Source organism: uncultured Selenomonas sp., from assembly GCA_905372355.1.
Lineage (GTDB): Bacteria > Bacillota > Negativicutes > Selenomonadales > Selenomonadaceae > Selenomonas.
In genome coordinates, this window is the sequence record CAJPOT010000031.1 from 1 (window position 1) to 5,396 (window position 5,396).

Here is a 5,396-nt window from a genome sequence, read left to right on the forward strand (position 1 = left end):
CGCCTTGCCCGTGAGGTTGCGCTCGTTCGTTGTGTACGCCGTGTAGTAGAGCTTGTTCGCGAGCGCGTTGAGCGTCGCGCTCACGAGGTTCTTGTCCGCAGCCTCGGTCGACTCCGTGTTGAGCCCGGCGTTGTCCGTCAGCATCGTGACGGCACTGCCTGCCGCAGCTTTCTTGATCGTGGTCGTACCGCCGTAGATCGTCGTCGGTGCTGCGGCATCGTGACGGTAGCGTACGGTCGTATTGCCGCTGAATTCATCGATTTCGAGATTGCCCGTCTCGCCGAGCCCCTTTTCCACGATGGCAGAGCATTTCCCCTGCACGGCAGCGCCCGGGACGCCCGTCTGATCGAGGCTGTCACCCAGACCGAGGAAGCGGTTTTCTCCCGTCATGTCGATGAAGCCGCCACTGCCGCGGAACTGCTTGACCCGGCTGATGGCGTCGACATCCTTCCATCCCTTCTGCTCCGGCGTGACCGCATTGTACCACGTAGCGCCGTCATTGAGCGTAAGCGTCATATCTTTTTCGACGTTGAAGCCAATCCACTTCGTATCAGTGCCCGACATTTCGAGGTTCATGACGCCGCTCGCAAAGCCCTTCCAATAGGAGCCGTTCTTCATGAAGAGGTTGACGCTGCCGAACTGCCCCTGCGTCACACCGTAGCCGTGCGTATCGACATAGTTGCCAAGCCAGTACGAAGTCGGCGTCGAAAGACCCACGCTGATGCGCCCCTTCGTGCCCATGCCGCCGTTCGTGGAGAAATCTCCCTCGATGACGGCGCGGTTCGTGCCGGCATCGATCGCCATGCCGGCTGCATCCTTTTTGACGTTGAAGTTGACCACGCCCGTGTTCTGCGTGACAAATTCACCGTAAGCACGGATTGCCGCCCATGTATCTCCCCTGGTTATAATCTTGCCGCCGCCGATATCGATCGTCGAGGCGACGGCGCTGACGGCTTCATTCGCCCCGCGATTTGCGGTCTTATCGCCTTCAGCCAGGACATCGACAAGCCCGTCGATCGTGATGTTCGATTCTGCACCCGGCACGCCGTTCATCGTCTTGATGACGGCGACATTGGTCTTCGTACTCACGTTGTTGGCGCGTACCTTGAGGACCTTGGATTCGAGATCGCTGCCGCCGTTCTTGATGTGAACCTTACCGCCGCTGTTGGCGTAGACCGCCGCCGTCTGGGCACCGCCCGTGTTCTCTGCCGTGACGTTGATCGCACCGGCATTGTCGATGTTCAGCTGCGCACCGTTGCCGATCGCAGTGATTCCCACCGTGCTGATATTCGTCTTCGTATTGACTGTGAGGTTCTTCCCTTTGAGATCGATGTTCACGGGAGTTTTAACATCAGAGTTTGAAACCGCCGCGCTGAACGTAGTCAGCCATGCACCTGCCTTGATCTCAGTTTCGCCGGCGGTGATCGTCGTGTCCTTCGTAAAGACGTAGCTGCCGTCCTCCTGACGAACACCCGCATCCGTATACTCTGCATCACGCAAAGCTTCGCCTGTAATGGCCGTGGTGAAATCTGTCTTTGCCTGCTCTTTCACGAGCGGCGTGCCGTAGGTACCCTTGCCGCTCGCTGCATCAAAGGTGATGTTCTCGATCCGCTTGCTCGCAGAGTTCGCCGTCAGGCCTTCGGCGATTTCCACCTTGCCCGTCAGGTTCTGCTCGCCGTCCTTATAGGCGCGATACCAAAGCTTGTTCGCCAATGCGCCGAGCGTCTCATCCACGAGCTTCTTCTCAGCGGCAGATGCCGAGGCAGCTGTATTCAGGCCGGTGTTGTCCGTCGTCATGGTGATGCCGCTGCCTGCTGCCGCGTGATTGATCAGCAGGGCGCCGCCGATGACTTTACTCGGTTCGGCGGTATCGCGTCCATAAAATACGCGCGTGTAGCCGCTGTACTGATCGACTGCGATGGTATTCGCCTCGTTCTGGAAGATCAGACCTGCGCCGGCCTCCGAGGTACCGCCGACGAGAGATGTAATGCGGCTGCCCCAATAGGATTGCGGCAGCGCAGCGCCCTGATTCACGTTGCGCCATGCCGCACCATTCTGCAGCCACATATTGAGCGTACCCTCACCGTAGGCAAGTCCCTTGAGATACGATGTGGAATCCGTAAACGCCACATCGATCCGACTCTGCTCATCCTGCGAATGGACATTGCCGTCCAGCTGAACCGCACTGCTGCCGGCTGTATCATTCTTGACGTTGACGCTGATGCGCCCCGTATGACCGCTGTGGAGTGCCGACGCATTGGCAGCGGCGGTATTCACCTTTGCACGAAGTCCGTCCAACGCTATCGTATCGTCCGTGTAGGCGTTGACGCCACGGCTGGTTTCCGTGCCGCTGACTTCCATCTCCGTCATGCCGGTGATGTTCAGCGTGCCCTTCTCTCCCTGGATACCGTAAGCTTGCTTCAGGGGAGCCGCAGAATTATCATCGTTCACAAACAGGCGCAGCGTACTGGCTTTGATATCTACCGCCTTCGTGGGCGCGAGCCGGACGCCGGCAGCTTCAGTGACACTCGCACGCTCTCCGCCGGTCTTGATTGTCAGGACATGATTCGAGGCATCGATTTGGAGGTCTGACTGGGGAAGTATCGCACCCCGTTTGAAAGGCGCGTTGTTTTTATAGGTGATCGTCGAATCCTTCGTGAAACGATAGACGCCATCCTCCTGCCGTACCTGTGCATCAACGTATTCCTCATCCTTGCTTTCATTGCCGGTCAGCTGCGCGGTGAACGCCGTCTCTGTCTGTCCGGGCGTATAGCCGCCCTGCCCGGTCAGTTTATCAAAGGCAATATTTGCAATGCGCTTGCTTGCCGCAGATGTCGTCAGTCCCTCGGCGATCTCCGCCTTGCCCTTGAGGTTGCGCTCGTCCGTCGTGTACGCCGTATAGTAAAGCTTATTCGCCAGCGCATTGAGCGTCTCATTCACGAGGTTCACATCGGCTTCTGCCGCCGAGTCCGTATTGAGCCCGACATTGTCCGTCGTCAGCGTAATGCCGCTGTCTGGGGCAGCACTCTCAATATGCAGCTCCCCGCCAGTGATGTTTTTCGGCGTCGAAGCATCATGCTTGTAGAAGACGCGCGTATAGCCCTCATACTCGTCAATCGTGATATTCTTGTCATCGTTCTGGAAGATTACGCCGGCAGATTCCGAACTACCACCGCCGCTCAGTTTGCTGAGGCGACTTCCCGTATAGCCGTTCGGCAGAACGGTGCCCGGACTTTCGTTGTGCCATGCAGCGCCGTCTTGCAGCCATAGATTAAGCGTGCCGCTGCCGAAGGCCAGCCCCTTCAGATAGGAATCCTCTCCCGCAAGAGCTGTATTGATTTGGCTCCCTGCATCCTTGGCAACGATATTGCCATCGAGCTTCACCGTATTGTCTCCGGCACTGTCGTAGAGGACATTGACGTCGATCCTGCCGTCGTTTTGCGCTTCGAGTGCTGCCGCATCCTCAGCCGCAGCATTTGCCTTTGCAGTAAGACCTTCGAGCGTCACCGTGCCGCCAAGTGCCTGCACCGCCTTGCTGGATTTCGTACCGCTGACATCAATTTCCGTCATGCCCGTGACCGTCGTCGTACCGCCGGCGGAGCGGATGCCCCATGCCGTTTGCAAAGGCGCCGTCGAAGTCGTGTCGTTGACGATGAGATGCAGCGCTGTCGCATTGATATTGAGCGCCTTGTTCTCATTGTCAATGGCAGCGGCTTCCTTTACAGCGGCTCTCTTGCCGCCGGACTTCACCGTCAGGACTATATCCTGGGCATCGATATTGACATCCTCATTCGGCTTGATTGCGCCGCGGTTCATATCCGTGCCGTTTTGATAGAAAATCGTCGAGTCCTTCGTAAAGCGATAGGTACCGTCATCCTGCCTTACATGGGCATCGATGTATTGCTGATCCGATGTCGTACCGAAGAGACGCTTCGTGAATTCCGTCGTCGTCTGCTCGTTGCTCGCCGGAAGCATCGGCGCGCGATAGCGTAACCGCTCACTTGCAAAGAAGCTGTTATCATTGCCGGAAGACAATAGCAAACCTTTGCCGATGGAAAGCGTTCCGTATGGATAATTTTTGTATACGAGCTTGTTCGGCTCAGTATCAATGCCTGCTATCACGTTCGAGTCGGACACTGCGTCGGCATCGCTGTCGGTATAATCCGTCGTGATGTCCGTGACGAGCGACGCCGCTGAAACCGTGGAACCGTAGAACAATCCGCTGAGCACCAACGCGCTGAGCTGCATGCGCCGCTGCCTGCTGAAATATGCCTTCATTCTTTTCACCTTTCCTTGATTTCATGAACACGGATGGCAGTATAGGGGCGGAAGATTTCTCCCACGCCCCTGCTGCTTTTCTTTTCTGTTTTAGAAGCTCCAGCGCATACCTGCGTCGATGCGCCAGTTGGTCTTGATGTCGCCGCCGAAGGTCTTCTCGAAGTTGCCGTAGAGATTCGTGCGGTCAGAGAGTTTCATCGTGCCGCCGAGCTGGACGCCGACCCATGTGTCTTTCCCATTCTGCTGTGTGGACTTCCACGAGCCGGAACCGTCGGAGTACTCCGTGTGGAAATTGCCCGCGAACTCGTGGTAGAGCGAGACGCGCGCGTAGTAGGTGCTGCGCTCTGTCTCCTGACCGACGCCAATGCCGAGACGTCCGATGAAGCTGTCAAACGGCTTCTGATGGACATACATCTTCATGCCGGCATAGTCCGTATCACCCGTATAGTTTGCGCCGTTGAGGTGGCTGTAGATCAGCTCGAGCTGCGGCTCGACAAAGCTGCCGCCCTTCATGGAGATGCGCTTGCCGTACTCCGCCGAGAGCGAGCCGCCCCATGTGGTAAAGTCGCCCTTGACGTAGTGGTTGTAGTCGTTGTAGACGGTGTACTCGTTCGAGAGGCGTCCGACCTTCATGATGAGGTCGACGTATTCGCCCTGCTTGCCCGTCCACGTTCCGTAGATGCCGAGGTTGCCTTCCTTGTTCTTGCCGCTGCCGTTTGCATAGGACGAGCTGCCCTTCATGTAGCTGCCCGCGACACCGACGCGCCAATCCTTATTTACCTGTTTGTCATAGCCGACCTGAATGGTGGAGTAGTTCATGCGGAAGTTGGCGTTGTCCTTGTTGCTCGTGGATTTGCCGCGATAGACGCGCGCCCAGACGCCCGCATCCTGCGGGGAGAGTCGGAGGTCGCCCATGCGCTTCATGAGGTCGTTCGCCTCGGCACGCCACGCCATCGTGGAGGCAGTCATCGCCGACTTGACGCCGCTCATGAGCTTCGTCTCGTAGTCGCCGTATTCGATCTTCGAATCAGGTTTGGGCTGCGGATTTGTGCCGGGGTTCGTACCGGGGTTCGTGCCCGGATCCGTACCGGGATTCGTACCGGGGTTCGTGCCCGGAT

The 5,396-nt window shown here is 57.6% G+C and carries 1 protein-coding gene and 1 pseudogene; both read right to left on the reverse strand.

What is annotated here, in order from left to right; translation table 11 throughout:
• Nucleotides 1-4,278, reverse strand: a pseudogene (locus QZ177_RS10275) (autotransporter outer membrane beta-barrel domain-containing protein); the annotation flags it as partial.
• 90 nt (nucleotides 4,279-4,368) lie between these two features.
• The coding region (locus QZ177_RS10280) for an autotransporter outer membrane beta-barrel domain-containing protein (protein WP_294177375.1) at nucleotides 4,369-5,396 on the reverse strand (1,028 nt) is incomplete at its 5' end.